The organism is Saccharothrix carnea, assembly GCF_003014735.1.
GTDB classification, from domain to species: Bacteria; Actinomycetota; Actinomycetes; order Mycobacteriales; family Pseudonocardiaceae; genus Actinosynnema; species Actinosynnema carneum.
On record NZ_PYAX01000007.1, the window covers coordinates 60,999 to 86,596 of the forward strand.

At 71.7% G+C, this 25,598-nt stretch carries 25 protein-coding genes; 14 read left to right on the forward strand and 11 right to left on the reverse strand.

Annotated elements, in window-relative coordinates; all coding sequences use genetic code 11:
- Positions 1–18: 18 nt before the first annotated feature.
- Positions 19–663 (forward strand): HAD family hydrolase, encoded by a 645-nt coding sequence (locus B0I31_RS21285; RefSeq protein WP_106617140.1) that lies wholly within the window; start codon positions 19–21, stop codon positions 661–663.
- Here B0I31_RS21285 and B0I31_RS21290 read toward each other — a convergent pair.
- Positions 629–820: a hypothetical protein gene (locus tag B0I31_RS21290; protein ID WP_106617141.1), complete on the reverse strand. Its 192-nt coding sequence runs from the start codon at positions 818–820 to the stop codon at positions 629–631. The two genes, B0I31_RS21285 and B0I31_RS21290, sit on opposite strands and share 35 nt — an antisense overlap.
- Positions 821–998: 178 nt before the next feature.
- Between B0I31_RS21290 and B0I31_RS21295 the strand changes: the two genes are divergently transcribed.
- Positions 999–1,385, forward strand: coding sequence for a cold-shock protein (locus tag B0I31_RS21295; protein ID WP_073887878.1), 387 nt, complete (start codon positions 999–1,001; stop codon positions 1,383–1,385).
- Positions 1,386–1,806: 421 nt separating this feature from the next.
- On the opposite strand, the gene B0I31_RS21300 is transcribed toward B0I31_RS21295, so the two are convergent.
- Genes B0I31_RS21300 through B0I31_RS21315 form a run of 4 tightly spaced genes read right to left on the reverse strand, consistent with a single transcriptional unit; the run spans position 1,807 to position 5,562 of the window.
- Entirely contained in the window at positions 1,807–2,286 is a 480-nt protein-coding gene (locus tag B0I31_RS21300) for a DUF2771 family protein (protein WP_106617142.1), read from the reverse strand.
- A gap of 11 nt (positions 2,287–2,297) precedes the next feature.
- Positions 2,298–3,863, reverse strand: coding sequence for an MFS transporter (locus B0I31_RS21305; protein WP_106617143.1), 1,566 nt, complete (start codon positions 3,861–3,863; stop codon positions 2,298–2,300).
- A gap of 34 nt (positions 3,864–3,897) precedes the next feature.
- Positions 3,898–4,800: a threonine ammonia-lyase gene (locus B0I31_RS21310; protein WP_106617144.1), complete on the reverse strand. Its 903-nt coding sequence runs from the start codon at positions 4,798–4,800 to the stop codon at positions 3,898–3,900.
- 15 nt (positions 4,801–4,815) lie between these two features.
- Positions 4,816–5,562 (reverse strand): glutaminyl-peptide cyclotransferase, encoded by a 747-nt coding sequence (locus tag B0I31_RS21315; RefSeq protein ID WP_106617518.1) that lies wholly within the window; start codon positions 5,560–5,562, stop codon positions 4,816–4,818.
- Between the two features lie 72 nt (positions 5,563–5,634).
- Between B0I31_RS21315 and B0I31_RS21320 the strand changes: the two genes are divergently transcribed.
- Together B0I31_RS21320 and B0I31_RS21325 are read left to right on the forward strand one after the other, a co-directional pair.
- Positions 5,635–6,405, forward strand: a complete 771-nt coding sequence (locus tag B0I31_RS21320; protein WP_245950200.1) for a DUF3027 domain-containing protein — start codon at positions 5,635–5,637, stop codon at positions 6,403–6,405.
- The gene (locus B0I31_RS21325; protein ID WP_106617146.1) at positions 6,402–9,230 is read left to right on the forward strand and encodes a sacsin N-terminal ATP-binding-like domain-containing protein; all 2,829 of its coding nucleotides are present in this window, start codon (positions 6,402–6,404) and stop codon (positions 9,228–9,230) included. The genes B0I31_RS21320 and B0I31_RS21325 overlap by 4 nt, the downstream gene beginning before the upstream one ends.
- 377 nt (positions 9,231–9,607) lie before the next feature.
- On the opposite strand, the gene B0I31_RS40725 is transcribed toward B0I31_RS21325, so the two are convergent.
- A complete protein-coding gene (locus B0I31_RS40725) occupies positions 9,608–9,877 on the reverse strand; it encodes a DUF2530 domain-containing protein (RefSeq protein ID WP_181320300.1) in 270 nt (89 codons plus the stop codon).
- 82 nt (positions 9,878–9,959) lie between these two features.
- Between B0I31_RS40725 and B0I31_RS21335 the strand changes: the two genes are divergently transcribed.
- The 7 genes from B0I31_RS21335 (at position 9,960) to B0I31_RS21365 (ending at position 17,528) form a co-directional block, all read left to right on the forward strand.
- On the forward strand, positions 9,960–11,453 hold the full coding sequence (locus B0I31_RS21335; RefSeq protein ID WP_106617147.1) for an NCS2 family permease: 1,494 nt from the start codon (positions 9,960–9,962) through the stop codon (positions 11,451–11,453).
- A gap of 28 nt (positions 11,454–11,481) precedes the next feature.
- The gene (locus B0I31_RS21340; protein WP_106617148.1) at positions 11,482–11,946 is read left to right on the forward strand and encodes a MarR family winged helix-turn-helix transcriptional regulator; all 465 of its coding nucleotides are present in this window, start codon (positions 11,482–11,484) and stop codon (positions 11,944–11,946) included.
- An 88-nt stretch (positions 11,947–12,034) separates the two neighbouring features.
- A complete protein-coding gene (locus B0I31_RS21345; protein ID WP_425444381.1) occupies positions 12,035–13,282 on the forward strand; it encodes an MFS transporter in 1,248 nt (415 codons plus the stop codon).
- 162 nt (positions 13,283–13,444) lie between these two features.
- Positions 13,445–14,218 carry an ABC transporter permease gene (locus B0I31_RS21350; RefSeq protein ID WP_106617150.1) on the forward strand — a complete coding sequence of 258 codons (774 nt, stop codon included), beginning with the start codon at positions 13,445–13,447 and terminating at the stop codon, positions 14,216–14,218.
- A 161-nt stretch (positions 14,219–14,379) separates the two neighbouring features.
- A complete protein-coding gene (locus tag B0I31_RS21355) occupies positions 14,380–15,990 on the forward strand; it encodes an ABC-F family ATP-binding cassette domain-containing protein (RefSeq protein ID WP_245950202.1) in 1,611 nt (536 codons plus the stop codon).
- A gap of 4 nt (positions 15,991–15,994) precedes the next feature.
- Positions 15,995–16,405 carry a hypothetical protein gene (locus B0I31_RS21360; protein WP_106617151.1) on the forward strand — a complete coding sequence of 137 codons (411 nt, stop codon included), beginning with the start codon at positions 15,995–15,997 and terminating at the stop codon, positions 16,403–16,405.
- 703 nt (positions 16,406–17,108) lie between these two features.
- Positions 17,109–17,528: a YciI family protein gene (locus B0I31_RS21365; RefSeq protein ID WP_106617152.1), complete on the forward strand. Its 420-nt coding sequence runs from the start codon at positions 17,109–17,111 to the stop codon at positions 17,526–17,528.
- Between the two features lie 84 nt (positions 17,529–17,612).
- On the opposite strand, the gene B0I31_RS21370 is transcribed toward B0I31_RS21365, so the two are convergent.
- Positions 17,613–19,112: a glutamate-cysteine ligase family protein gene (locus B0I31_RS21370; protein ID WP_106617153.1), complete on the reverse strand. Its 1,500-nt coding sequence runs from the start codon at positions 19,110–19,112 to the stop codon at positions 17,613–17,615.
- Positions 19,113–19,260: 148 nt separating this feature from the next.
- Here B0I31_RS21370 and B0I31_RS21375 point away from each other — a divergent pair, with 148 nt between their 5' ends.
- Together B0I31_RS21375 and B0I31_RS21380 are read left to right on the forward strand one after the other, a co-directional pair.
- Positions 19,261–20,094 carry a TrmH family RNA methyltransferase gene (locus tag B0I31_RS21375; RefSeq protein WP_106617154.1) on the forward strand — a complete coding sequence of 278 codons (834 nt, stop codon included), beginning with the start codon at positions 19,261–19,263 and terminating at the stop codon, positions 20,092–20,094.
- A gap of 64 nt (positions 20,095–20,158) precedes the next feature.
- Entirely contained in the window at positions 20,159–20,806 is a 648-nt protein-coding gene (locus tag B0I31_RS21380; protein WP_106617155.1) for a DUF2537 domain-containing protein, read from the forward strand.
- Between the two features lie 6 nt (positions 20,807–20,812).
- On the opposite strand, the gene B0I31_RS21385 is transcribed toward B0I31_RS21380, so the two are convergent.
- Both B0I31_RS21385 and B0I31_RS21390 read right to left on the reverse strand, forming a co-directional pair.
- Positions 20,813–22,678, reverse strand: a complete 1,866-nt coding sequence (locus B0I31_RS21385) for an ABC transporter ATP-binding protein (protein WP_106617156.1) — start codon at positions 22,676–22,678, stop codon at positions 20,813–20,815.
- Positions 22,675–24,438, reverse strand: coding sequence for an ABC transporter ATP-binding protein (locus B0I31_RS21390; RefSeq protein ID WP_106617157.1), 1,764 nt, complete (start codon positions 24,436–24,438; stop codon positions 22,675–22,677). Before B0I31_RS21390 ends, B0I31_RS21385 begins: the two co-directional genes overlap by 4 nt.
- Before the next feature lie 103 nt (positions 24,439–24,541).
- Between B0I31_RS21390 and B0I31_RS21395 the strand changes: the two genes are divergently transcribed.
- The gene (locus tag B0I31_RS21395; RefSeq protein ID WP_106617521.1) at positions 24,542–24,769 is read left to right on the forward strand and encodes a hypothetical protein; all 228 of its coding nucleotides are present in this window, start codon (positions 24,542–24,544) and stop codon (positions 24,767–24,769) included.
- Here B0I31_RS21395 and B0I31_RS21400 read toward each other — a convergent pair.
- Complete coding sequence (locus tag B0I31_RS21400; RefSeq protein WP_106617158.1) at positions 24,766–25,203, reverse strand: hypothetical protein; 438 nt, start codon at positions 25,201–25,203, stop codon at positions 24,766–24,768. The genes B0I31_RS21395 and B0I31_RS21400 overlap by 4 nt on opposite strands.
- Positions 25,196–25,570, reverse strand: coding sequence for a hypothetical protein (locus B0I31_RS21405; protein ID WP_106617159.1), 375 nt, complete (start codon positions 25,568–25,570; stop codon positions 25,196–25,198). Before B0I31_RS21405 ends, B0I31_RS21400 begins: the two co-directional genes overlap by 8 nt.
- Positions 25,571–25,598 lie beyond the last annotated feature (28 nt).

Genomic DNA, 25,598 nt, shown 5'->3' on the forward strand with positions numbered 1-25,598 from the left:
GCGCATAGGGTTCGAACCGTGCCGTTGACCGTGGGCTTCGACCTGGACATGACGTTGATCGATCCCAGGCCGGGAATGGCGGCGGTGATGGACGCGGTCGCGGCGGAGAGCGGCTACCCGCTGGACGGCGCGCACTTCGCGGCCAACCTCGGCCCGCCGCTGGACATGATCTACCGCGACTTCGGCGTGCCGGAGGAGGACGTCCCGGCGCTGATCGCCCGGTTCCGCGAGCTGTACCCGGAGGTCGTCATCCCCGCCACGGTCGCCCTGCCGGGCGCGGCGCAAGCGCTTGCCGCGGTGCGTGAGCTGGGCGGGACGACGATCGTGGTCACCGGCAAGTACCGGGCCAACGCGGCGCTGCACCTGGCCGCGTTCGACTGGGAGGTCGACCACCTCTTCGGAGAGCTGTGGTCGATCGGGAAGGCCGAGGCGTTGAAGGCGCACGGCGCGGCGGTGTACGTGGGCGACCACGTTGGTGACGTGCGCGGCGCGAAGGCGGCCGGGGCCGTGTCGGTGGGTGTGGTGAGCGGGCCGTGCGACGCCGAGGAGTTGACGGCGGAGGGCGCGGACGTGGTGCTGCGGGACCTGACGGAATTCCCGGCGTGGCTGCGGGCGAACGCGGACCGGCTCAGCGCCGGGGTCGGGCGCCGCGCACCGCGCTGAACACGCCCAGCGCGAGACCCGCGGGGGCGAGCAGCCAGCCCGCGGCGAACACCCAGGCGGGCAGGCCGCGTTCGCCCGCGATGAACATCGCGACGATGGCCGCCACGCCGAGCGCGAACAGCGCCACCGCGAGCGGCATCAGCTTCGGGGTCGACATGGGTGAAGCGTAGACGCGGCGTGGTCAGCGGTGGTTGGTGGTCGGTCGGGGCGGTCGGCGGGTAGTCGCGCGATCGGAGGTGCCCCGGCGGTGGTGTTCTGGATAGTCTGGTGGGACGCGCCTCGGGCACGCCCCGGGGCGCGTTCGTCGTGTGATCGCAAAGGGATTGGTGAGAACGGTGCCGACCGGCAAGGTCAAGTGGTACGACTCGGAGAAGGGCTTCGGCTTCGTCACACAGGACGGTGGCGAAGACGTCTACGTGCGGAAATCCGCGCTGCCTCCGGGTGTCGAGGGCTTGAAGGCCGGTCAGCGGATCGAGTTCGGCATGGCCGAGGGCAGGCGCGGGCCGCAGGCGCTGTCGGTCCGGCTGATCGACCCCGCGCCGTCGGTGGCGGAGGCGCGTCGTCGGCCCGCGGAGGAGCTGCACGGCCTGATCGAGGACATGATCAAGCTGCTGGAGATCAAGGTGCAGCCGGAGTTGCGGCGTGGGCGGTACCCGGATCGGAAGAACACGAAGCTGATCGCCGAGGTGGTTCGCGCGGTGGCCCGGGAGCTGGACCCGTAACCCGAACAATCCGCGCGTGTCGAACGCTCAGGTCGTGCGTGTCGAACGTTCAGGACCCGTGAGTTCAACGCTCAGAACGCGAGAGTCGTACGTTCAGGGCGCGAGAGTCCAACGTTCGGAGTGCGAGAGTCCAACGTTCGGAGCGTGAGAGTCCAACGTTCGGAGCGTGTGAGTTCAACGCCCAGGGGCGGTTGCGCGGGTCCGGCTCGATTTGACATGGGGCCCTTACGGGCACTCCAGGCAGGCCAAAGCCGGCAGGCCCGGCGGGGAAGAGCGTGCCGCCAGGCCTGCCGGCTTCGACCAGCCTAAAGCACCCGAACCCATGTCAAATCGAGCCTCGGTGGGCTGGCGGCGGGTCCGGTGTGGGTGTGGTGAGGGCCGGTTGCCTCGGTGGGGGGCGGGGCCGGTGGCCTTGTGGCGGTTAGTGGGAGCGGTCGTCGATGGAGAGGATCCAGGTGGCTCGGGCGACGAAGTCGAATGCGCCGGTGGTGCTGGCTTCGATGCGGGCGCCGTATTGCTGGACCTCGACGCTTTCCAGCTGGTCGTCCGTGCTCGGCAGGACGAGGGTGTAGGCGTATTTCGGGTCGCGTTCGGTGAAGAGTTTGCTGCGCAGTGGTTCTTGCTGCTCGCCCTTGGCGTTGCGGTAGGTGAACTTGACCGACCAGGCGGATTCGGCCAGGTCGCCCGGGACGGAGATCTGGACCGGCTTGCCCGGGCGGACGCGCAGGACGCCGACCGCGTCCGGGGCGACGTCGCAGTTCTCCGACTGCAGGTCGCAGTACTGGGACGGCTTGACGTTGATCGTCTTGCCATCGGCGTAGAACGTCACCTCGGGGGCGGTGGGTGCTGCCGCGCAGCCGGCTAGGACCAGCAGCGACGCGGGGATCAGGACTCGGCGCACGGCGGTCGAGCCTACGTGCCCGCCCTGGGCACGACGGGTGCGGGCCGCAGTGGGCGGTCGCCGCCCAGGCCCGGGATCAGGGTCGCGCCGCGCTTGGTCTGGACAGTCTGGGCCAGGCCAACGGCCAGCAGGACGGCCAGGACGGTGAAGCCGATCCAGTACTCGGTGGGCAGCAGCACGCCGAGCGCCCCGCCGAAGACCCAGCCGAGCTGCAGGATGGTCTCCGACCGGCCGAACGCCGATGCGCGTGACTCGTCGGGGACGTCGTCCTGGATGACCGCGTCGAGCGACACCTTGGCCAGCGAACTGGCGGTGGCGCCGATCAGGCCCACGGCCGCGGCGGTGGCGAGGCCGGGGAGGACGGCGGCGATGATCACCGTGGCGAGGGCGGCGGTGAGGCAGCCGATGACCACCTGATCCGGTGAGCCGAAGTGCAGGCGGGCGCCCACGGCGTTGCCGAGGAAGCTGCCGATGCCCGCGGCGGCGGCGATGACGCCCAGCAGGAGCACCTGCATCAACGCGTCGCCCTCGGTCTGGGCGCGGACGACGAAGGCGGCGAACAGCATGAGGAAACCGGTCAGCATGCGGATCGAGCCGTTGCCCCACAGGGCGACGACGACCGTGCGGCCCAGTGCCTGCCGCTTCGGTTTCTGCGGCTTGGCCCTCAACGACGCGGGGACCTCGCCCTCGGTGACCTCGACCCACGACGGGATGCGCAGGCAGTAGTAGGCGTTGGCCAGGCAGAGGACGGCGGTGAACCAGAGCGCGCCCGGTGAGCCGAACAGGTTCGCGAAACCGGCCGCGACCGCGCCGAACACGCCACCCGCGGCGAGGCCGAAGACCGTCATGCGGGCGTTGGTCTTGGACAGCGTGATCTCACGGGGCAGCACGCGGGGTGTGATGGCGGCCTTGAGGACGGTGAACGACTTGGACAGCACCATGCTGCCCAGCGCGGCCGGGTAGAGGCCCCAGTTGTCGAAGTTCAGCGCCATCGTGATGGACAGGAAGACCCGCAGGACGCAGGACGCGGCCAGCGCCACCCGCCTGCCGTGCTGGATGCGGTCCAGCGCGGGGCCGATGACCGGCGCCACCAGCGCGAACGGCGCCACGGTGATCAGCAGGTAGAGCGCGACCTTGCCGCGGCTCTCGCCGGTGGCGGCGGAGAAGAACAGGGTGTTGGCCAGCGCGACGGCCATGGCGGCGTCGGCGGCGTAGTTCAGCATCACCGCGTAGGTGAGCGACGACAGGCCGGACTGCTTGGCGCCATCGGCGTGCGCGGCCTTGCGGAACGTGGCCAGGGCCTGGCTGCTGAGCTGCCTGGTGCGGAACCACGCCACGCGGGTGACGGTGAGCTTCTTCGGCAGCGTCGGCGTGGTCGGCTTGTCGTCCGGGGGTGGGGTGAAGCGTGCGGACTCGCGTTGCCCGTGCTGGTCGCGGGGCGGTGTCGGGCGGCCGTGCGGCGGAGGGTCCGGTGGCGGCGGTGAGCCGGGCGTCGGGTACGGCCGGGTGCGCGGCTTGTACTCGTCGTCCTCCCACGGGTACCGCCGCGACGGGTCTTCCGGCCGAGGGGGTGTCACGCCTTCAATCCTGCCTCACCGAGTGCGGGCTGTCTCACACATTGCCCCCGGTGAGCACGGTGGCGATCGTCTCGCCCGGGATGTCGGCCACGGCGATCGCGGCCAGGCCGATCGCGCCCGCCGGTTCCAGCACGAGGCCGAGCGTGGCCCGGGCCAGCGCCATCGCCTCGCGGATGGCGTCGTCGGGCACCAGAACCATGTCGTCCACGAGCGCCCTCAGCCGGGGTACGGCCGCGGGGACGGGGACGCGGACGGCGATCCCGTCCGCGATGGTGTCGGTGGGCGTGTCGGCCACCGGGCGGCCCGCCCAGGCGCGGGCGACGGCCGGGGCGCCCTCCGCGCACACGCCGATGACCCGCGTGTGCGGCGAGTGCTCCTTGAGCCAGCGGGCCATGCCGGTGATCAGGGCGCCGTCGCCGACCGGGACCACGGCCGCGTCGAACGTGCCCGCCCGGAGGAGTTCGACGGCGATGCTGCCCGCTCCCTCGGTGATGGCCACGTCACGGCCGTCCTCCACGAAGATGGCGCCGTGGCGCTGGGCGTGCTCGCGGGCCGCGTCCTTGGCGGCGGTGAAGTCGCCCGGCACCTCGGTCACGGCCGCGCCGAGCGACCTCATCCGGCGGACCTTGTCGGGCACGGCCGACTGCGAGACGAACACCTGGACGGGGAACCCGCGGTGGCGGCCCACGTAGGCGACGGCCTGGCCGAAGTTGCCCGCCGAGGCGCACACGACGGGGCGTTCGGGCGGCAGCGTCAGGCCCATGAAGTCGGCGCCGCGGCCCTTGAAGCTGCGCAGCGGGTTGACCGTCTCGACCTTGACCGTCACCCGGCGGCCCAGCGCCGCGCACAGCTGCTCGTCGACGTACTGCGGTGTGCCGCGGAAGACGGGGTCGACGGTCTCGGCGGCGCGGGCGATGTTGTCGAGGTCGATGTCCACGTGCGAGACGGTAGGTCACCCGTCCGTGAAGCGGACCCGGAAGATCGTCGGCCAGTTCTTGCCGGTGACCAGGAATTCGTCGGTGCCGGGCACGGCCGCGATGCCGTTGAGCACGGCGCTGTCCGGCACGTCGGCCGGACGCAGGCCGCTCAGGTCGACGGTGGCGGTGACCTGCCCGTTCGCCGGGTCGATGCGCACCACCTCGTCGCTCAGCCACACGTTGGCCCACACCTGGCCGTTCACGCATTCGAGTTCGTTCAAACGGGTGACGGGCTGCCCGTCGCGGCGCACGGTGACCGTGCCGTGCTCGACGAAGGAGGTGGGGTCGCGGAACGTCAGCTCGGCGCTGCCGTCGCTCATGACCAGCCGGCCGCCGTCACGGCACAGGCCCCAGCCCTCGCCGTCGTACGTGACGCGTCTCACTTCCTCGAGCGTGTCCCGGTCCCGCTCGATGGCCACGCCGTCCCGCCAGGTGAGCTGCCAGATGCGGTCGTCGACCACGGTGATGCCCTCGCCGAACAGCGGTTCGGGCAGGTCGACGCGGTGCTCGACCTCGCCGGTGTCGGGGTCGAGGCGGCGCAGGGACGACTGGCCCTCCAGACCCGTGCCCTCGTAGAGGACACCGCCGGACAGCTCCAAGCCCTGCGTGAACGCGCCCGTGTCGTGGGGCAGCGTGCCCAGCACCTCGACCCGGGTCGGCCCACCCGCTGGACCGCTCGGAGGGGTGGTGCACGCCGCCGACAAGACGAAGACCGCCGCCATCAGGAGCCACCGCACGTCCGAAAGGGTGGCACGTGTGCACGGGGCGGCGAACACGTGCGGCACAATCCACCTGTGACCGCCACGCCGACCCGCCAGCCCGATCCAGCGCTCGCCGACCCAGCGGCAGTCCGGCTCGCCCGAGCCGCCGCACAAGAGGAGGCGGGCGCGGAACGCGTCGGCGACCACGTGGGCACCGTCGCCGAGGACGAGGTGTCGGCGACGCACCTGTTCGAGGCCGAGCACGCGGGCTACCGCGGCTGGAACTGGGCCGTCACGGTCGCGTTCGCCGGCCCCGGCACGCCGCTCTCGGTGAGCGAGGTCGTGCTGCTGCCCGGCGACGACGCGCTGGTCGCGCCCGAGTGGGTGCCGTGGCACGAGCGGGTGCGCGCGGGCGACCTCGGCGTCGGCGACCTGCTGCCCACCCCCGAGGACGACCCGCGCCTGGCACCCGGCTACGTCGGCTCGGACGACCCGGCGGTCGAAGAGGTGGCCCTGGAGGTCGGGCTCGGCCGGGTGCGGGTGCTGTCCCGCGAAGGCGTGCTCGACGCCGCCCAGCGCTGGCACGGCGGCGACTTCGGCCCGCGCAGCGAGATGGCCCGCAGCGCGCCCGCCACCTGCGGCACGTGTGGCTTCTACACCCGGATCGCCGGCTCGCTCGGCGCCGCGTTCGGGGTGTGCGCGAACGAGATGACGCCGGCGGACGGCCACGTCGTGCACGTCGAGTACGGGTGCGGCGCGCACTCCGAGACCGAGGTCGAGGGTGGCCCGCTGGTGCCGGTCGCCGAGGTCGTCTACGACGACGCGGTGCTCGACGTCGAGGCCAACGCCGAGAGCGGGAAGTGAGCGCGGACCCGTTCGGCACCGAGGCGCTGCGCGAGTCGGTCCTGGCCGCGTGGCGCGGCTCGCCGACCAGGTTCCGCGAGGACGCCAACGCCGAGGAGGACCTGCGGCTCGGCGGGTACCGCGACCGGCTGCTGGTGGAGCTGGCGCAGAACGCGTCCGACGCGGCCGGTGACGCGCCCGGCGTGCTGCGGCTGTCCCTTGTGGACGGTGAGTTGCGTGCCGCGAACACGGGTGCGCCGCTGGACGCGGCCGGTGTCGCGGCGCTGGCGTCGTTGCGCGCGTCGTCGAAGGCCGCCGACACAGTGGGCCAGTTCGGCGTGGGTTTCGCCGCCGTGCTGGCGGTGACGGACGAGCCGCGCGTGGTGTCGCGTACCGGTGCGGTGGCGTTCTCGGCCGCCCGCACCCGGGAGGTGGTGCCGTCGCTGGCGTCCGCGCGCGGCGGTGACGTGCCCGTGCTGCGGCTGGTGTGGCCGTCGGAGGAGACGGACCTGCCGGACGGGTTCGACACCGAAGTCCGGCTGCCGTTGAAGGTGCACGCGGACGGCCTGCTCGCCGAGTTCGCGGCGCAGGTGCCGGACCTGCTGCTGGCGTTGCCCGGCTTGCGGCGGGTCGAGGTCGGCGCGGACGCGTGGGAGCGGTCCGAGGCAGCCGGCGTGGTGGAGCTGACCGGGCCCGGCGGGCAACAGCGGTGGCTGGTGCACCGGGCGGGTGGCGAACTGCCCGCGTCACTGGTCGCTGGCGTCGAGTCGCGGCCGCAGTGGTCGGTGTGCTGGGCGTGGCCGATGGACGAGCCGCTGTCCGGTGACGTGCTGCACGCGCCCACGCCGACCGACGAGAAGCTGTCGCTGCCCGCGCGGCTGATCGCGACGCTGCCCGTGGAACCGTCCCGGCGGCGGGTGCTGGCGGGCGCGGCGGCGACGTTCGTGCTGGAGCAGGCCGCGTCGGCGTACCCGGAGCTGGTCGCCAAGCTGCCCGCGGTCGAGCGGACGTCGCTGGTGCCGCTGCCCGGGTTCCCGCTGTCCGAAGTGGACGACCGGCTGCGGACGGGGATCCTGCGGGCGTTGAGGGACGCGCCGTGGCTGCCGCTGGCGGACGGCGAGTGGGCCGCGCCGTCGACCGCGAAGGTGCTGGACCTCGCGTCGTTCGAACTGGTCGAGCTGCTGGAGGACGTGATCCCCGGGCTCCTGGACTACGAGCTGACGCTGCCGCCGCACGCCAAGGCGCTGGCCGCGCTGGAAGTGCCGCGGCTCGGCGTGTCCGAAGTCGTCGCCGCGCTGGCCGGTGTCGGCGGCGACCCGTCGTGGTGGCACCAGGTGTACGACGCGCTGTCACCGGTCGCGGACGTCGACTCCACCGCGCGCGAGGAGATGGGCAGCCTGCCCGTGCCGCTGGTCGACGGCCGGCTGGTGAGCAGCCCGCGCGGGGTGCTGGTCGGCACGGACTCGGAGCTGTTCTCCGTGTCCGGGCTGCGGATCGCGCACCCCGAGGCCGCGCACCCGCTGCTGCTGCGGCTGGGCGCGACCGAGGCCGGACCGGCGGAGCTGCTGGACTCCGACGCGGTGCGCGAGGCCGTGCACCGGAGCCTGGACGACCCCGCGCTGGACGGGCCGGAGCTGGTGCGGACCGTGCTGCGGCTGGTGTCGCGGGCCGGTGGGCGACCGTGGCTGTCGGAGCTGGCGCTGCCGTCCGCGGACGGCGAGTGGCGGCGTGCCGACGAACTCGTGCTGCCGGACTCGGCGCTGCTGTCGGTGCTGGAGACCGACGCGCCGTTCGGGGTGCTGGACGCGTCGGTGGCGGAGGAGTGGCCGCGGTCGGTGCTGACCGACGTCGGCGTGATCGACGGGTTCACCGTGGTCGACGACGACTCGCCCACCGAGCCCGACCACGACCTGGCAGACGAGGGCTACTGGTGGGACGCGTTCGACGTGCCGCCCACGCGGGTGCTGGGCATCCGGGACCTGGACCTGGTCGCGCGGGACAAGTGGCCCGCGGCGCTGGCGATGATGGCCGCCGACCCGGTGGCGTGGCGAGCGGTGACCGAGCCGGACGGGTACACCGGTTGGTGGCTGGCCCGTTACGCGACGATCGACGGCGTGCCGCTCGGGTCTTGGCGGCTGCCCGACGCGGACGGGCTGGCGGGGCTGTACGACGTCGTGCCGTCCGTGGGCCTGCCGCCGCACGTGCTCGCCGCTGCCGGTGTGCGGACGTCGTTGAGCGTGGTGGATTCCGACGACGTGACGGATTTGATCGCGCGGCTGGGTGATCCGGCGCGGAAGCTGTCCGACGCCCTGGTGCTGCGGGTGCACGCGTTGCTGGCGGAGGTCGCGGACTCGGTGAGCGTCGAGCCGCCGGACCGGGTGCGGGTGCTGACCGGTGCCGCCGAGCCGGCCGACGACGTGCTGGTGCTCGACCTGCCGTGGCTGCTGGGTGTGCTGCCGCCGGGCCAGGTGCTGGCGTCGTCCGGCGCGGCGGGGGAGCTGGCGGAACTGCTGGCGTTGCCGTTGGCGTCGGAAGAGGTGTCGGGGACGGTCGTCGGGGTGGGCGACGAGGTGATCTGGTCGGAGCTGGGCGCGGTGCGGCTGGCGTGCGGCCTGCTGGGCGTCGACCTGCCGGACGGTTCGCTGATCGTGCACGATGATCTTGTGGTGGCGGCCGAGGGTGCGGAGCACTCGGTGTCGTGGTGGGTGGAGTCCGGTGTCGTGCACGCTGCCGATACGCCAGAGGGCTTGGCGCGTGCGCTGGCGTGGACGACGGGCCGGTGGGATGATCGCCACACGTTCGCCGCACTGATCGCCGACCCGACCCCGGCCGTCCTGCTGGGCTGACCGCGCCAAGATCACCCTATTGGGTATGCGGGTTCGGGGATGAATGGAATCCCCGGATTTGTTGCCGGAAAAGAAGGAGGCGCGGCGCCCCGGCCCCTCGTGTCAGCCGCAAGTGCGCCGCGTGATCTGTCGGGGGGTCTGCCGAGGGGCGTGCCGCAGCGCCAGTGGCCGCCGCAGTGCCAGCCGCCAGTGCCGGCCCGGGCCATGGGCGCCGGAGCGGGTAGAGCGGGGTCAAGCCGGGGTCGAAGGTGCGGGTTGGCGGAGAGCCAGCCGGTACCGAGGGGCGCGGGCGGGTCGGTGGCCAGCCCGGGTCCAGGGTGCGGGCAGGCCGAGGGCAGCAGGGGCCGCCGGGGTGAAGGTGGGTTGGGTGGCGCCGCTCACTCGAGGCCTTGGCCGTGTTGGGCGGTGCGGGTGCCGCGGCGGGCGGCGGAGCGTTGCCAGGTGAAGACGCCGTAGCCGATGATGCCCAGCACGCCGCCGGACAGGCACGTCCACGCCACGGCCCCGAAACCGTCCCCGAACACCAGCGCAGCGGCCAGCGCCAGCCACCACAGGGCCGTCCCGACCGCGATCGCGGGCACGGGATCGGCCAGTTTCGGCGGTAGCGGGGGCGGTGGTGGGAGGGGTGTTGCGTCCTGTTCGGCCACGTCGGGCAGGCTACCTGGCTGAAACACACGTGGGGCACGCTCTGCCTGCTCGCCACACCGACCGACCGCCGAGGAGATGAGTATGGCCACCGCCGAGACACCCGCCGCGCAGACGCCACCGGGTGGGCCTGCCCGGTCCGGGTTGGACGGGTTCTTCAAGATCTCCGAACGCGGCTCGTCGGTCGGCCGGGAGGTGCGCGGCGGGCTGGTCACGTTCGTGACCATGGCCTACATCGTCGTGCTGAACCCGCTGATCCTGGGCAGCTTCGCCGCCGACGCGCCCGGCGCGAAGGTCGACGTGCTCGGCAACATCCTCACCATCCCGCAGGTCGCGGCGGTGACGGCGCTGGTCGCGGGTGTCATGACGATCCTGTTCGGACTCGTCGCCAACTACCCGTTCGCGCTGGCCACGGGCCTGGGCATCAACTCGTTCGTGGCCGTCACGATCGTGCCGCAGATGTCCTGGCCCGAAGCGATGGGTCTGGTCGTGGTCAACGGCCTGGTGGTGCTGCTGCTGGTCGTCACGGGTGTCCGCACGGCCGTGTTCAACGCGGTGCCCGCGGAGCTGAAGGCGGCCATCGCGGTCGGCATCGGGCTGTTCATCTGCTTCATCGGCCTGGTCGACGCCGGGTTCGTGCGACGCCTGCCGGACGCGGCGGGCACCACCGTGCCGGTCGGGCTCGGTATCAACGGGTCCATCGCGTCCTGGCCCACGTTCATCTTCGTGGTCGGCCTGGTGGTCACCGGCATCCTGGTCGCGCGCAAGGTCAAGGGCGCGATCCTGATCGGCGTGCTGGCGGCGACCGTGCTGTCCATCGTGGTCGAGTCGATCGTCAAGGCGGGCCCGTCGCAGGGCACCAACCCGGCCGGGTGGAACCTCGGCTACCCCGGGTTGCCGGAACAGGTGTTCGGGCTGCCCGACCTCTCCCTTCTGGGTGACGTGTCGTTCGGCGCGTGGACCCGCGTGCCCGCGCTGACCGCCGCACTGCTGGTGTTCACCCTGGTCCTCACGGACTTCTTCGACACCGTCGGCACGATGACCGGCCTGGGCAAGGAAGCCGGGCTCATCGGCAAGGACGGCCAGTTGCCGGGCGTGTCGAAGGCGCTGTTCGTGGACGGTGTCGGCGCGGTCGCGGGCGGTGCGGCGTCGTCCTCGTCCAACACCGTCTACATCGAATCGGCGTCCGGCATCGCCGAGGGCGCGCGGACCGGGCTGGCCAACATCGTCACCGGCCTGCTGTTCCTGGCCGCCATGTTCCTCACCCCGCTGTACGCGGTGGTGCCGATCGAGGCGGCGGCGCCCGCTCTGGTCGTCGTCGGCGCGCTGATGATCATGCAGATCAAGGAGATCGACTTCGCGGACTTCTCCGTGGGCCTGCCCGCGTTCCTCACCATCGTGATCATGCCGTTCACGTACTCGATCGCGAACGGCATCGGCGCGGGTTTCGTCAGCTACGTGGTGCTGCGGGCGCTCACCGGGCGTGCGCGCAGCGTGCACCCGCTCATGTGGATCGTGGCCACCGCGTTCGTCGTCTACTTCGCGATCGGCCCGATCCAGGCCGCCCTCGCGGGCTGACCGCCGGCCGGATGGGCAAGTTCACACGATGGGCGCAGAGATCGTGAGGTATGCTAACTACGTGGCGGAGACCGAGGCTGAAGCGGGACTGGCGAGTCGGCTGAGACTGGCCGTCGTCCGGCTCACCCGGAGGCTCCGCGCGCAGCGGGTGAACTCCGCGATCTCGCTCACCCAGGTGTCCGCGCTGTCGACGCTGCACAAGTGCGGACCCCTGACGCCGGGCGAGCTGGCCGCCAAGGAAGGCGTCCAGCCACCGTCCATGACCAGGGTGATCGCCGCCCTGGAGGAGTACGGGTTCGCCACGCGCCGCCCCCACCCCACGGACGGCCGCCAGGCCATCGTGGAGCTGAGCGAGGCGGGGCTGGGCTACATCAACGAAGAGGTGTCCGCGCGGGAAGCCTGGCTGGACAAGCGGCTGGCCGAGCTGACACCGGAGGAGCGGGGCGTGCTGTCGCGCGCCGCCGAGATAATCGACAGGATGGCGGGGCAGTAACGACGTGCCGGCGTACGCGGGTGGTGCAGGGGCAGACCAGGTCGAACGCAACCCGGCCGCACCCGCACCACCCCCGCCGCGCCGGCGCATGTTCGGCTCCCTCCGCGTCCGCAACTACCGCCTGTACGCGTCCGGCCAGGTCGTCTCGCTGGTCGGGCTGTGGATGCAGCGCGTCGCGCAGGACTGGCTGGTGCTGGAGCTGTCCGACGGCTCACCGGTCGCCCTCGGCATCGCCGCCGCGCTGCAGTTCGCGCCGACGTTGTTCCTGTCGCTGTGGGCGGGCGTGCTCGCCGACCGGATGGACAAGCGCAAGCTGCTGCTCGTGCTGGAGACCGGGCTCGGGCTCTGCGCGCTGACGCTCGGCCTGCTCGACGTGTCCGGTGTGGTCGAGCTGTGGCACGTCTACCTGTTGTGCTTGTTGCTGGGCGCGGTGTCGGCGGTGGAGACGCCGGTGCGGCAGAGCTTCGTGGTCGAGATGGTCGGGCGCGACCAGCTCACCAACGCGGTGGCGTTGAACGCCATGACGTTCAACCTGGCCCGGATGGTCGGCCCGGCGGTGGCCGGTGTGATGATCATCTTCGTGGGCACCGGGTGGGTGTTCCTGATCAACGCGATCAGCTTCCTCGGCGTGCTGGGCGGGCTGCTGCTGATGCGTGCGGCCGAACTGCACCGCGGCGAGCCCGTGCCGCGGGAGAAGGGGCAGCTGCGGGAAGGTCTGCGGTACGTGCGCAAGCGCGCCGACCTGGTGATCCTGCTGTGCCTGGTGTTCTTCATCAGCACCTTCGGGCTGAACTTCTACGTGACGCTGGCCGTGCTGGCGCGCAACACGTTCGGCGGCGACGCTGATGCATACGGTCTACTGTCTACAATGCTGGCGGTCGGGACGCTGGCCGGTGCGACGTTGGCCGCGAAGCGCAGTGCGAACGGCAAGCCACGGATGCGGTTGCTGATCGTCGGGGCTTTGGCATTCGGTATACTGGAGATTGTAGCCGGTATATTGCCTACAATATGGTGGACGTGTGCGGCATTGATTCCGCTCGGCATCGCCATGATGACGTTCACGACCACCGCGAACGCGACCGTGCAGCTGGCCGTGTCACCGGCCATGCGCGGTCGGGTGATGGGTCTGTACATGCTGGTGTTCTTGGGTGGGAACCCGGTGGGCGGCCCGGTGATGGGTTGGCTGGCCGAGCACTTCACCGCGCGGGCGCCGCTGGTCGTCGGTGGTGCGGTGTCGATTTTGGCGGCCGTCGTGGGTGGGATCGTGCTGGCGCGGCGGGGTGGCCTGGAGCTGCCGACGCACCGCCTGGGCCTGCGCCGCCGCGCCCGCGTCTGACCTCTGCCCTGTCGGGCCGGGCCCCGTTTGGCCGCCCCGCCTGGCCGCCTGGTCCGGTTGCTTCGTCTGGCCGCCTGGTCTGGCTGCCGGGTCCGCCGTCTCGTCTCGCCGCCTCTACTGTTCCTCGCGTCGCCGTGCCCGCGTCCGACTCCGCGTCTGACAATGGGCGGCGTGGTCATCGCGACGGACTGGGTCCGGTTGCTCGTCGTCTGCTTGATCTTCACCGCGGTCGCGGGGGCGGTGGTGTGGTGGGCGCGGTTGGCGTCGCCGAAGCCCGTGGTGCGGGCGGCGGTTCGGGCGACGGGGCAGTTGGCCGCGGTGTCGGCGGTGATCACGGTGGTGCTGGCGTCGTTGCCGTTGACGGCGGCGTTCCTGGTGCTGATGGCCGGGGTGGCGACGGGGACGTCGGCGGCGCGCACGAAGACCGGTCGGCGAGGGGTGTGGGTGGCGCTAGCGATCCTCGGCGGGACGGTGCCGGCGCTGGTGGCGCTGGTGGTGAGCGGTCTGGTGCCGTTGGTGGGGATCGCGCTGGTGCCGGTCGGGGGGATCCTGATCGGCGGTGCGATGACGGCCACGACGTTGTCGGTGCGGCGGGCGTTGGACACGTTGCGCGATCGGCACGGTGAGTTCGAGGCGGCGCTGGCGCTGGGGTTCACCGAACCGGTGGCGGTGCGCGAGTTGGTGCGGCGGCCGGCGGCCGAGGCGTTGATCCCGGCGCTCGACCAGACCCGCACGGTCGGCCTGGTCACGTTGCCCGGCGCTTTCGTCGGGATGCTGCTGGGCGGGGCGCCGGTGTGGCAGGCGGGCGCGTTGCAGCTCGTCGTGCTGCTGGGGCTGCTGGCGGTCGAGGCGGTGGCGATCGCGGTGGTCGTGGAACTCGTCGCGCGCGGTCTGGTGCGCAGGACTGGTGCAGTGGAGGAAGTTAGGCTAACCTAAGTCTCGTCGCTTCGTGGTGGGAGCGGCAGTCAGTTCGGGAACAGACGAGGCCCCGCCTCCCGGTCGTACCGCCGGGTGGGTGGGGCCTCGTCGTGTCCGCCGTACTGGTCGTGCCGGGAAAGTCGGGTGCCGTCAGTGGGCGCGCGTGTCACGATCGGGCGGTGTTGACAGCCAGGAACGTCACGCTGTCGTTCGGTCCGCGGACCGTGCTCTCGGAGGTGGATCTCGATGTCCCCGCAGGTGAACGGGTAGGTCTGGTCGCGCCGAACGGTGTCGGCAAGTCGACGTTGCTGCGCGTGCTGGCCGGTGAGCTGACCCCGGACTCCGGTGTGGTGACCGCCCGCGGGGTGGTCGCGCACCTCACCCAGGAGACGGAGATCCGGCCCGGCGAGTCGTTGCGCGACCACCTGGCGCGGCGCACGGGGGTCGCGGCGGCGCAGCGCGCGTTCGAGGCGGCGACGGTGGCGTTGAGCGAGGGTGCCGCGGGGGCCGAGGACGCCTACGCGCGGGCGTTCGACGGGTGGACCGCGTCCGGCGCGGCCGACTTCGCCGAACGCGCCGATGAGGTGTGCGAGCGGCTCGGGCTGCCGGCGACGCTGCTTGACGAGCGGGGGTCCGGCGAGCTGTCCGGCGGGCAGTCGGCGCGGCTGCGGCTGGCGGCCGTGCTGCTGACGACGGCCGACGTGCTGCTGCTCGACGAGCCGACCAACGACCTCGACCTGGCCGGGCTGGACGTCCTGGAGACCCACGTGCTGCGCAGCCGTGCCGGGATGGTCCTGGTCAGCCACGACCGCGAGTTCCTCGCCCGCACCACGACCGCGATCGCCGAACTGGACGAGTTCAGCCACCGGGTGAGCGTGTTCGGCGGCGGGTGGGACGCGTACGTGCAGGAACAGGCACGGGTGCGGCAGCGGGCGTGGGAGGAGTACGAGGCCTATGCGGCCCGACGTGACGCGTTGACCGCACGGGCGCGGCAGACGCGGGAGTGGTCGCGGCAGGGCGTGCGGCGCAACGCGAAGTCCGACGAGAGCGACAAGAACATCAAGTTCGCGCGCAAGCAGGGCGCGGAGAACCTGACCGCCAAGGCGTCCGTCGTGGACCGGCAGCTGGAGCGGCTGGAGGAGGTCGAGGAGCCGCGCGAGCCGTGGGAGCTGCGGTTGACGTTGCCCAGCGCGGGTCGGGGCAGCCAGGTCGCGTTCACGTTGCGGGGTGCGGTGGTCAGCCGGGGTGACGTCACGCTCGGGCCGATCGACCTGACCATCGGTGCCGGTGAGCGGTGGCGGATCGCGGGGCCCAACGGATCGGGCAAGTCGACGTTGCTCGGGGCGTTGCTGGGACGGCTGCCGCTGGTGGCCGGTGATCGGAGCCAGGGGCCGGCGGTGGTGGTGGGTGAGGTCGACCAGGTGCGCGCGGACTTCGCCGTGCCGTCGTCGGTGCTGGAGGTGGTGACCGGGTTGACCGGGCTGGCGGAGGTGGAGGCGCGGACGTTGCTGGCGAAGTTCCGGGTCGGTGCGGACGCCGTGCTGCGGCCGGCGCGTTCGCTGTCGCCGGGTGAGCGGACGCGGGCGGGGTTGGCGGTGCTGCAGGCGCGCGGGACCACGTGCCTGGTGCTGGACGAGCCGACCAACCACCTCGACGTGGCCGCCATCGAGCAGTTGGAACAGGCTCTGGAGGGTTACGGGGGGACGCTGCTGCTGGTGACCCACGACCGGAGGCTGGCGTCGGCGGTGGGGGTTGACCACACCCTGGACGTGCGGACCCTGGCAAGATAGGCGCATGGGCACCGAGGAGGACTGGCCGGTCGAGCAGACGTGGTCACTGCGCAACACGCACTGGCACGCCTATGTGGAGCACACGTCACTCGACCACGCCTCCCCGCGTTCGGAGCGGTTGGAGCGCACGCCGGAGGAGGTCCTGACCACGCCGACCGAGGTCGCCGCGTGGCTGGAGGTCAACCTGCGCAGTGCGACCAAGCCCGAGGAGGCCGGGAAGAAGCGCACGAAGGACGAGCGTGACTTCTCCGACTCGAACCGGGTGCACACGTCGCTGGCGTCGGCGGGCGAGAGCATCTACACCGGCGTGAAGGGGATGCTGACCCTGGCGGTGGAGGCGGTCACCCCCGACGAGTGCCGCAGCTCCCACGACGGCGCCGACGTCGCCCCGCTGAAGGCCGGACGGCGCCGCTGACCTGGGGTTTCGGTCGGCGGGGGTGGCGTGAAGATCACCCGAACGCGCGAATCGAACGCGGCCGGGGATCAATGGAAACGCCGAAAACGTTGCCGGAAGAATGAAGGCGCGGCGCCCCGGCCCCGGACTGGGCGTCGGGCACGGAGCTGGGTGCTGACACGGAGCCGGGTGCTGAGTCGAACGCGGGCATGAGCGGAGCGCGGGCGAACGCGAACGAGGACAGCCCGCCGCCGCGCCCCGCACGGACCCACGCAACCCCGTGCGCCCACGCAGCCCCGTGCGCCCACGCAGCTCGCACGGCCCGCACGGCCCGCACGGCCCCAGGCGGCCCGCACGCAGCCCGTACGCGCCACGCGGCCGGGACCCACGCGCGGCCCCGTACGGACGCTCGCCCACGCGCGCGGTGGGACGCGGGGTCAGGCGAGGCCGACCAGGTCGGCTCGCCCGGATCACGCGTGGTGGGGTCGGATCACGCGTGGTGGGGCCGGGCCACAGGTGGCCCGATGGGTGAGGGTCCGGTCGGGTCGCGCTTGGCGCGGCGGGGTGGGGTGGGGTGGGGGTTACGCCGGCGTGTGCGGCAGGAGTGTGATGGCGGTCACAATCCGGATTTGGTGAGAGTGTCGATTCGCGGTTCGGGTCGTTCGACCTTGGGGTGGACGGGGTCCCAGGGAGGGGCCCGCAGACGGTCGAGGGAGAACGAGCGATGAAGTACATGCTGATCATGCGCGCGACGGATGAGGCCTACGCGAGCATGGTGGAGTTCGACTTCAGCGAGATGTTGGAGACGGTCGGCAAGTTCAACGACGAGTTGATCAGGGCTGGGGTGCTGGTCGCCGCCGAAGGGCTCGCCGATGCCGCGGAGGGTGTGGTGGTCGACTACTCGTCCGAGCCGCCGGTCGTCACGGACGGGCCGTACGGCGAGACGAAGGAGCTGTTCAACGGCTTCTACGTGCTGAACGTGGCCTCCAAGGAGGAGGCCGTCGAGTGGGCCAAGCGGTTGCCGATCGCGGGGCCCGGGTTCAAGACCGAGGTTCGGCGGGTTCCGTCGATCGACGAGTTCCCGCAGGACAACGAGTGGATCCAGAAGGAGCGGGCGTGGCGGGAGGCCACCGGGCAGCTCTGAAGGACACCCAAGCCCGCCAGGCGTCCCACGCCCACCGCGCCCGGGAAGTGACCCGGAAGCGCGGCGGGCAGTGCCGGTCCGGATTTACAGGCCCACCGGCCAGGTGTGGACCGGTTCGCCGGCGTGCGACAGTTCGACGTAACGGCCCAGCATCGCGCTCAGTGCGGCGTCGCGGTCGGCGCCCCGGTCCTCCAGCAGCGCCACGGTCTCGCGCTGCCACTGCGAACCGGTGCGCCTGGCCAGGCACCTCGCCTCGATCACGCCGAGGTAGCGCTCGCGGGCCTCGTCGGACACGCCGCACGCCCGCAGGCCCTCGTGGGCGAGCGGCAGGAGGCGGCGCAGGACGAGTTCGTCCGGCGGCACCCAGCCGATGCCCGGCCAGTACAGCTGGGAACCCATGCCGTGCCGCGACCCGGCGTAGAGGTTCTCCTCCGCCGCGTGGAACGACATCTGAGTCCACAGAGGACGTTCCAAAGTGGTCAGAGCGCGTTGCGCGCCGTAGAAGAACGCCGCGTTCGCCATCGTGTCGAGCACGGTCGGCCCGGCCGGCAGGACGCGGTTCTCCACGCGCAGGTGCGGCACGCCGTCCACCACGTCGTACACCGGGCGGTTCCAGCGCCACACGGTCCCGTTGTGCAACCGCAATTCCGTCAACGACGGCGTGCCACCCGCCCCGAGCACGTCCAACGGGTCCTCGTCACCGGTCTCCGGCAGCAACGCCGGGAAGTACCGCACGTTCTCCTCGAACAAGTCGAAGATCGACGTGATCCACCGCTCGCCGAACCACACCCGCGGCCGGACGCCCTGGTTCTTCAGCTCCTGCGAACGGGTGTCGGTGGCCTGCAGGAACAGCGGTATCCGGGTCTCGTGCCACAACGCCCGCCCGAGCAGGAACGGCGAGTTCGCCGCGATCGCCACCTGCACGCCGGCCAGCGCCTGCGCCGCGTTCCAGTGCGCCGCGAAATCGTCCGGCGCCACCTGCAAGTGCAGCTGCACGGACGTGCAAGCCGCCTCCGGCATGATGGACTCGGCGTAGCTGGACAGCCGCTCACCCGCCCGCCCCGGCATCGGGGCGCCCTCCATCGACAGCCTGACCTCCTCGCCGCGCGCCGCGAGGATCTGGTCGTTCAACGTCGTGTACCGCGCCTGCTGGGACAGCCACCGCCGGTCGAAGTGCTCGTGCCGCAACGTCGGCAGCACCCCGATCATCACGATCGACGTCCCCGCGTCGTGCGCCTTCACGTCCGCCGACGCCAGCGTGGAGACCAGCTCCTTCTCCAGGTCGAGCGTCTCGTCACCGGCCAGTTCGCGCGGCGGGACGTTGACCTCCAGGTTGTGCTGGCCCAGTTCCAGCGTGAACGACGGGTCGTCGATCTTCTCCAGCACCTCGGAGTTGGCCATCGCGGGCCGACCGGCGCCGTCGACCAGGTTCAGCTCTATCTCCAGCCCCATCTGCTGCCTCGGGAAGGAAAAGCTCTCCTCCACCAGCATGGTTCCCAGCGCGTCCATGCACCGCTGCATGCGCTCGCGGTAGCGCTGGCGGTCCTCTCTGGTGAACGTCCGACTGGACACATCCGTACCCATGCCGCCTCCCAATCGGTAGGGCTGCTCCGGCGGGCTTAGCGGAGGCCAACCGTGACACAGCAAGTACTCGCCCGCCAGCGCCCAAATCGGTGCTCTCTGTCACACAGCGGTAACAATCAGCGAGAAGGTGCTGGTTGGAGGGGTGCGTATGCGGCATTCGTTCTACGAGGGGTGTTCACCTCTCGGCAAGTGGGACACTGCTCGGGTGATCGAGATCGACGACCCGGCCGACCCCCGGCTGGACGACTTCCGGGACCTGTCGACGGCCGACCGGCGGCCGGACCGACCCGGCGGGCGCGGCCTGGTGATCGCCGAGGGCGTGGTGGTCGTCGAACGGCTCCTGCGGTCGCCCTACCCGGTGCGCGGGCTGCTCGGTGTGCGCCGGCGGGTGGAAGCCCTCGGTGACCTGCCGGCGCCCGCGTACGTCACGTCCGCCGAGGTCATGGCCGAGGTGGTCGGGTTCCACCTCAACCGGGGCGTGCTGGCCGCCGCCGACCGGACACCCCAGCCGGACGTGGCCGAACTCGTCGCCTCGGCACGGCGGCTGGCGGTGCTCGAAGGCGTCGGCGACCACGAGAACCTGGGCTCGCTGTTCCGCAACGCGGCGGCGCTGGGCATCGACGGCGTGCTGCTCGGCCCGGGGTGCAGCGACCCGTTGTACCGGCGCAGCGTCCGCGTCTCGATGGGTCACGTGCTGCGCGTGCCGTTCGCGTCGATGCCGAACCTGACCGAAGGCTTCGACCTCCTGCGGCGCAACGGTTTCACGGTCGCCGCGCTCACGCCCAGGGCGGGCTCGCAGAACCTGGCCGACGCCGGGCTGCGCGGCCGGAAGGTCGCTGTGCTGCTCGGATCGGAGGGACCGGGGCTGACCGAGGAGGCCATCGCGGCGGCCGACCTGGCGGTCCGGATCCCGATGGCGGAGGGTGTCGACTCGCTGAACGTGGCAACCGCCGCCGCGATCGCCTTCTACGCGATCGCCTGAACGCGCTACGTTCTCCCCTGGCACGACCCGAGCACGACCCGTGCACGACCAGAGGAGGACGTAGGTGGAACTGCGGGTCCAGGACGGCCGGGCCGTGCTCGCGGGCCGCGACGACGCGGGCGAGCGGGAAGTCGACCCCCACACGCTCCCGCTCGGCGCCGGGCTCGCCGACGCGCTGCACGAGTGGGCGAAGGTGGCCGACGCGGTGACGCGGGCCGAGACGCCCTCGGACGGTGCGGCGAGCGCGCTCGTGACCAGGCGTGGACGTCAGTTGGCGGTGAGGTTGGCGGCCGACATGGGAACGCCGGTGGAGTACACGGACCCGGTGACCGGTGAGCTGGTGGTCGTGGAGGCCCCGGTCGACGAGGACCTGGGTGAAACCGAGGTCGTGGTCGAGGGTGCGGACGGCGAGGACGGCGAGGGTGAGCAGCCGGAACCCCAGGAGGAGACCCCCTGGGGCACCGGGCTCACGGTCAGCTTCATCGTCGCCGCCGTGGTGACGTTCACCGTCTACCGGTTGTCGGTCGGGTTGGGCGAGACCAGCCAGTGGCTGGCCGTGCTGGCGAACGTCCTGGTGGTCGGCGGCATCACCCCGTCGGTGTGGCTGGCGCGGAAGGTGCCGGTGTGGCGGTGGGTGGCGTACGGCGTGGTGGCGGGTGTGCTGGCGGCCTGGTTGTCGTTGTTGCTGGTCACCGTGCTGGCACCGGTGTAGGCGCGGTTAAGCCAGGGAGTCCCGCCAAGCGGTGTGCAGCGCGGCGAACCGGCCGCGACCGGTGATCAGCTCCTCGGGCGTGCCGTCCTCCACCACCCGGCCGCCGTCGAGCACCAGGACCCGGTCGGCGATCAGCACGGTGGACAGGCGGTGGGCGATGATGAACGCCGTCCGCTCCGCCAGCACGGTCTCCAGAGCGCGCTGCACCGCCCGTTCGGTCGGCACGTCGAGGCTGGACGTCGCCTCGTCCAGCACCAGGACCGCCGGATCGGCCAGGAACGCCCGCGAGAACGCCACCATCTGCCGCTGCCCGGCCGAGAGCCGCCCGCCGCGCTTGCGCACGTCGGTGTCGTAGCCCTCGGGCAGCGCCCGGATGAACTCCTCCGCGCCGACCGCCCGTGCCGCCGCCTCGACCTCCTCGCGGGTCGCGGACGGCCTGCCGAGCGCGATGTTGTCCAGCACGGTCCCGTCGAACAGGAAGTTCTCCTGCGTCACCATGACGACCGCGCGCCGCAGGTCGGTGTCGGCCACCGACCGCAGGTCGACCCCGTCCAGCCGGACCGAGCCCGCGGACGGGTCGTAGAACCGGGCCACCAGCTTGGCCAGCGTGGACTTGCCCGCGCCGGTCGCGCCGACCAGCGCCACGGTCTGCCCGGCGGGCACCGTCAGGTCGAACGACGGCAGCACGACGGGCGTGGAGTCGGAGTAGCGGAACTCGACGCCGTCGAACCGGACCGCGCCCTGGACGTCGCCGAGGGGCGTCGGCTCCTCCGGCTCGCGGACCCGCGGTTCCTCTTCGAGGAGACCGGAGATCTTCTCCAGGGCCGCGGTCGCCGACGCGTAGGCGTTGGCGAACATGGCGAGCTGGTCGAACGGGTCGTAGAACCGCCGCACGTACAGCGTGAACGCGGCCAGCACGCCGAGTTCGAGCTGCCCGTTCGCCACCCGGAACGCGCCCCAGGCCAGGATCACCGCCAGCGACAGGTTGCCGATCACCCGGACGAGTGACGTGAACGCCGCCATCACGCCCATCGCGTCGGTGTTGGCGTCGCGGAACCGGCCGTTCAGCTCGCCCATGATCTTCTCGTTGCGCCGCTCGCGCCGGAACGCCTGCACCGCGCGGATGCCGTTCATGGTCTCCACGAACTGCACGATGATCTTCGCGATCGCGCCGCGCGTGTGCCGGTAGGCCCGACCGGAACGGCGGCGGAACCAGCGGGTCAGCAGGATCAGCGGCAGGAAGCCGGACAGCACGACGAGCGCGAGCGGGGCGTCCAGGTAGAGCAGGACGACCGAGATGCCCAGCAGCGACAGCATCGAGGTGAAGAAGCCGTCCAGGCCCTCCTCGACCAGGTCCTGCAGTGAGTCGACGTCGCTGGTCAGCCGCGAGATGACCTTGCCCGAGGTGTACTTCTCGTGGAACGAGACCGACAGCCGCTGGGCGTGCCGGAAGACCCGTTCGCGCAGGACGAGGAGCACGTCCTGGCCGATCCGACCGGTCAGCCGGACGAACGCCCAGCGCAGCAGCGTGGCGGAGATCGCGGCGGCGACGTAGCCGCCGACGCACCAGGCGAGCGCCTCGGGGCGGCCGTCGAGCGCGGCGGGGATGCCGGCGTCGATGGCCGCGGCGATGAGGAGCGGTCCGGCGAGGTTGACCACGTTCTCCGCGATCACGATCACCAGCGCGAGGATCGCGGCCCGGCTGTGCGGGCGGAGGAGTTCGCCGAGGAGGCGGCGGGAGCGGGCCTGGAGCTTGACGCCGGTGGCGTAGTCGACGTCCTCGACGTCCTCGGCGGCGACGCCCCGCCAAGCTTCCTCGTCGGGGTCGGGCGCCGGGGTGGTGGGCTGGTGGTTGGTCGCGGTGCCGGTCACGCCGCCACCTCCTCGTCCTCCATAGTGGACAACAAGTTGCGGTACTCCTCGTTGTCCGCCAACAGTTCCGTGTGCGTGCCGGTGGCGGCGATGCGGCCGTCGACCAGCATCGCCACCCGGTCGGCCAGCTGCACGGTGCTCGGGCGGTGGGCGACGACCAGCGCGGTCACGCCCTTGAGCACGCGGCGCAGCGCGGCCTCGACCTCGGCCTCGGTGTGCACGTCCAGCGCGGACAGCGGGTCGTCCAGCACCAGCACGGCCGGGTGACCCGCGACCGCGCGGGCCAGGGCGAGGCGCTGCCGCTGACCGCCGGACAGGGACAGGCCCTGCTCGCCGATGCGGGTGTCGAGGCCCCACGGGAGGGCGTCGACGAACTCCTCGGCCCGCGCGACCTTGAGCGCCTCGCGGACGCGTTCCTCGCTGACGTCCTTCGAGCCGAGCGCCACGTTCTCGGTGACGCTCGCGGAGAACAGGATCGGCTCCTCGAACGCGGTGCCGACGACGCGGCGGAGCTCGGCCAGGTCCAGGTCGCGGACGTCGACGCCGTCGAGCGTGACGCGGCCGGCGGTGACGTCGGCCAGGCGCGGCACCAGGGCGGTGACGGTCGTCTTGCCGGAGCCGGTGGCGCCGACGAGCGCGACGGTCTCGCCCGGCCGGATGTCCAGGTCGACACCGCGCAGCACCTCGTTGTCCGAACCGGGGTGGTGGTAGCGGACGTCCTCGAAGCGGACGTGCCCGCGGACGGGGGTGGCCAGCGGTTTCGGGTCGGGCGGGGTGGTGACGGTGATCTCGGTGTCGACCACCTCGAAGTACCGTTCGAGCGCGGACGCGGTGGAGTTGGTCTCCGCCAACAACCACCCGATCGAGTCGACCGGCCAGCGCAGGTAGGCGCTCACCGTGACGGCGGCGACGAGCGTGCCGACCGTGACGGTGCCGTCCGCGATGCCCATCGAGCCGAACGCCAGCTGACCGGCGATGCCCAGCTCGGGCAGCACGATCAGCACGGCCCACAGCGCGGCGAAGATCCGCACCTTGGCGATCTCGGTGTCGCGCAGCTCGCGGGCCTGGCGGATGAACCGCTTGGTCAGGTGCGGGCCGCGGCCGAACGCCTTCAGCACGCGGATGCCGAGGACCGACTCCTCGACCACGGTCGTGAGGTCGCCGGACTGGTCCTGCGCGCGGCGGGCGACGACCTTGAACTTCGTCTCGAACAGGTAGGACAGCGCGACCAGCGGCAGCGTCGTGGCCAGCACGATCAGGCCGAGCGCGGGTGACAGCCAGAACAGCACGCCCAGGCCGACGAGCACGACCAGGCTGTTGACGACCAGGAAGATGACGGCGAAGCCCACGAACCGCCGCACCTGGGTCAGGTCGGTCGTGGCGCGGGACAGCAGCTGCCCCGACTGGTAGCGGTCGTGGAAGGCCACCTGCAGGTCCTGCAGGTGGTGGTACAGCTCGGCCCGCATCCGCGCCTCGACGTGCGACGCCGGTCCGGCGATCAGCTTGCGACGGGCGTAGAACAGGCCGGCCTCGGCGCAACCGAGCGCCACGACGATGCCGATGAGCAGCGGCAACGCTCCCAGGTCGCGGCCGGCGATCGGGCCGTCCACGATGCGCTGGGTGATCAGCGGGATGCCCAGGCCGCACATCATCGCCAGCATGGTGGCGGCCATCGCCAGCACGACGGGTGTGCGAACGGGCTTGAGGTACGGCCACAGCCTGCGCAGTGTCGCGGCTGTGGAAGTACGGTCTTCCGACACGAGTCCCCCTCCGGTCCACTCAGACGGTACGAAGGTGGACCGACGATCGGCATCCGGTTTTCGTGTCTTTGACCCTGCAAGCTGGAGTTAGGTGGAGGTCAAGGTGGATGTGACGTACCTGCGTGGTGAAGTCGCGATGGCGTTTCCGCGTGGCCGGTTGTTGGCGGTGCGCGGGGGGAGGTTGTACGTGCTCGCGCCGGACGGGTGGGACGTGGTCGGCGGGCGGCGGCCCGAGGGTGCGCGGCCGATCAGCCGGGAGGAGGCGGAGGAGTGGTGTCGGTTCGAGGGGGTGGGGGTGGAGGTGCTCGACGAGGTGCCGGGGGTGGGTTAGCGCCTGCGGAGGATGGCCGGGGCGGTGAGCAGGCCCGCGAGGCCGTAGCTGGCGCCGGCGAGGAGGACGAGGACGGTCCACCGGTCGCCGAGTGAGGACAGCTCGTCGGGGAGCTTGAAGTAGTGCGCGAGACCGAGGAAGACGGGGCCGATCAGGATGATCGGCCACACCGGGCGCACCTTCAGCAGCCAGAGGACCGGGCCGGCCAGGAGGGCGCTGAACAGCAGCGCGACGGGGAGCCCGACGACGACCAGCAGGATGAACTCGCCGAGGGTGGTCTCGTTGACCACCCGGTCGAGCACGCCGGTTCGGTAGGCCCAGATCCAGGCGATGAGCAGCGCGGAACCGACGACCGCCGACACCACGACGCGCAGGAGCACCTTGAACGCGAAGCCTCCCGCGGTGAGGCGTGAGGGGTGCGGCGTGTCAGTCACGGGCAGAAGTGTGGCTGACCGGGTGCCGTGCTGTCACCGGGGCGGCCAGGACGAAGCCGATCACGCCCGCGGCGACCGAACCGGCCGGGATCGACACCCAGACGGTGAGCAGGGTCAGGGCGGCGGTGAACGTGACGCCGACCGCGGCGTAGCCGAGGGGGCGGTCCTGGTGGGCGGCTTTGAGGACGGCCCAGGCGATCAGGATGCCCACGATCAGGCTGATCGGCATGGCGAACAGGCCCATGGCCAGGCAGTCCCAGTTGTCGGTCGAGCAGATGGTTCCGGAGGCGATGAACTCGCGCAGGCCCCACCAGGCCGCGCCCAGGGCGGCGCCGAGGGCGGCTCCGGCGACCAGTCGTCCCAGCATGGCGGGTGGTTACCCGGGTGATCGGTGT

Excerpts from the sequence above, each read along its gene's own strand:
- B0I31_RS21290 (WP_106617141.1), bottom strand. The coding sequence starts at position 820 with ATGTCGACCCCGAAGCTGATGCCGCTCGCGGTGGCGCTGTTCGCGCTC.
- B0I31_RS21315 (WP_106617518.1), bottom strand. The coding sequence starts at position 5,562 with ATGGCGGCGGTCTTCGTCTTGTCGGCGGCGTGCACCACCCCTCCGAGC.
- B0I31_RS21335 (WP_106617147.1), top strand. The coding sequence starts at position 9,960 with ATGGCCACCGCCGAGACACCCGCCGCGCAGACGCCACCGGGTGGGCCT.
- B0I31_RS21340 (WP_106617148.1), top strand. The coding sequence starts at position 11,482 with ATGGGCGCAGAGATCGTGAGGTATGCTAACTACGTGGCGGAGACCGAG.
- B0I31_RS21345 (WP_425444381.1), top strand. The coding sequence starts at position 12,035 with ATGTTCGGCTCCCTCCGCGTCCGCAACTACCGCCTGTACGCGTCCGGC.
- B0I31_RS21350 (WP_106617150.1), top strand. The coding sequence starts at position 13,445 with ATGGGCGGCGTGGTCATCGCGACGGACTGGGTCCGGTTGCTCGTCGTC.
- B0I31_RS21360 (WP_106617151.1), top strand. The coding sequence starts at position 15,995 with ATGGGCACCGAGGAGGACTGGCCGGTCGAGCAGACGTGGTCACTGCGC.
- B0I31_RS21365 (WP_106617152.1), top strand. The coding sequence starts at position 17,109 with ATGAAGTACATGCTGATCATGCGCGCGACGGATGAGGCCTACGCGAGC.
- B0I31_RS21370 (WP_106617153.1), bottom strand. The coding sequence starts at position 19,112 with ATGGGTACGGATGTGTCCAGTCGGACGTTCACCAGAGAGGACCGCCAG.
- B0I31_RS21375 (WP_106617154.1), top strand. The coding sequence starts at position 19,261 with ATGCGGCATTCGTTCTACGAGGGGTGTTCACCTCTCGGCAAGTGGGAC.
- B0I31_RS21405 (WP_106617159.1), bottom strand. The coding sequence starts at position 25,570 with ATGCTGGGACGACTGGTCGCCGGAGCCGCCCTCGGCGCCGCCCTGGGC.